This is a genomic window from Flavobacterium sp. ZB4R12, assembly GCF_048276375.1.
In the GTDB taxonomy this organism is placed as follows: domain Bacteria; phylum Bacteroidota; class Bacteroidia; order Flavobacteriales; family Flavobacteriaceae; genus Flavobacterium; species Flavobacterium gawalongense.
In genome coordinates, this window is record NZ_JBLNKS010000048.1 from 1 (window position 1) to 1,654 (window position 1,654).

Sequence of the window (1,654 nt, forward strand, 5' to 3'; positions counted from 1 at the left end):
TGTCTTGTCCTAAAATAGGTTTACACATTTAAACGACAATTAAATGAGAACAAGTAAAGTTATTTTAGGATTTAAAAGGCCGATAGAAATTTCTAATATGGAACGTCGGCAGATAGTTGAGGAGTATATTGTGAGTGGAAAAACCAAACAGGATATTTGGAAAAAACACACGGGTCAGGAAGTAGAACGTGGTCAGTTGACTCGTTGGATGAGACAGTTAGGTTTTATAGAGTCAAATAATATTTCTAAATTAGAGGACGTTAATACGCAAGACATGGCGAAATCTAAAGAGCAATATTGGGCTGAGAATCTTCAGTTGAAACAAAAAATTGAAGAGTTAGAAAAAGCCTTGGTTAACTCCGAATTACGTGCTACTGTATTCGAAACTATGATAGAGGTTGCTGAAAAGGAATTGAAAATTAGTATCAAAAAAAAGTCCTTTACCAGACGATCTACAAAATGAAAGAGCTTAGACCTAACGTAGGATTAAGTCGTTTATGTTGGTTGTTTGGTATAACAAGGCAAGCCTATTATCAAAGTTTTCATCGAGAAGAATTTGTTGAAATAGAAGAAGAATTGGTTCTAAAGGAAGTGATAACCATCCGAAAAAACCATCCAAGAATAGGTACAAGGAAGTTGTATATCATGTTGGAAGGGTTCATGTTAGAACATCAAATTAAAATTGGAAGAGATGCTTTATTTGATTTACTTTCTGAACATCAACTGTTGATAAGGCAAAGAAAAAGAAAGGTCACCACAACACAATCACATCATTGGTTGAAGAAGTATCCTAATTTAATCAGGGATTTTATTCCAACGGCACCTAATCAATTATATGTAAGCGATATAACTTATTGGCGAATAGAAATAGGATTTGTTTATATTTCATTCATTACAGATGCATATAGCCATAAAATAGTAGGTCATAATTTGGCTGAAACATTAGATGCTATTGAGAGTGTAAGTGCTTTAAGAATGGCTCTATTGTGCATTAATAAAGGAATTGAACTCATACATCATTCTGATAGAGGAGTTCAATATTGTAGTGGAAAATATGTAACTTTATTAGAGAAATATAACATAAATATAAGCATGACTGAGAATGGAGACCCTCTTGAAAATGCAATAGCAGAAAGAGTAAATGGCATTCTTAAAGGAGAATATCTCGAATGTTATATAATTGATAATTTTGAACAAGCTAGAGAACTATTAGATGCTGTTGTGAAGTTGTATAATGAAGAAAGACCTCATATGAGTATTGGAAATTTAACACCCGAAAAGGTCCATACCAACGAATTGGAAAAAGGAGAAAAGAAATGGAAGAATTATTATCAGAAGAAATTAGAAACAAATCTAGACTTAGAAATTCTATAAAGGCGCGTAGGTTTTTTTAGTTTTTTCCTCTCTAAAAAAGAGAAGTTAGTTTAAATAAAAAAGACTTGAACCGAAATTCAAGCCTCTCTTTTTTTAGTGATTCTATGGTTTTGGCACTTGATAGGTTGCTCCTCAGCAGAGCCTGTCTCCATCCTCACATAGACAATATAAAGTTAATAAAATTTACAATGAAAAATAAACCCATTTTAGGATTAAGAATTAATGTAAATTTATATCAGGATTAATAACAAAAAGTGTAAACTTTTTTCAGGACGAGACA

General features: G+C 32.2%; 2 protein-coding genes. Both read left to right on the forward strand.

Going from position 1 to position 1,654, the window contains the following annotated elements; all coding sequences use genetic code 11:
* Positions 1 to 43: 43 nt before the first annotated feature.
* Complete coding sequence (locus ACNO7W_RS16325) at positions 44 to 463, forward strand: hypothetical protein (RefSeq protein ID WP_417938921.1); 420 nt, start codon at positions 44 to 46, stop codon at positions 461 to 463.
* Positions 460 to 1,374 carry an IS3 family transposase gene (locus ACNO7W_RS16330; RefSeq protein WP_417938922.1) on the forward strand — a complete coding sequence of 305 codons (915 nt, stop codon included), beginning with the start codon at positions 460 to 462 and terminating at the stop codon, positions 1,372 to 1,374. The genes ACNO7W_RS16325 and ACNO7W_RS16330 overlap by 4 nt, the downstream gene beginning before the upstream one ends.
* Positions 1,375 to 1,654: the final 280 nt, after the last annotated feature.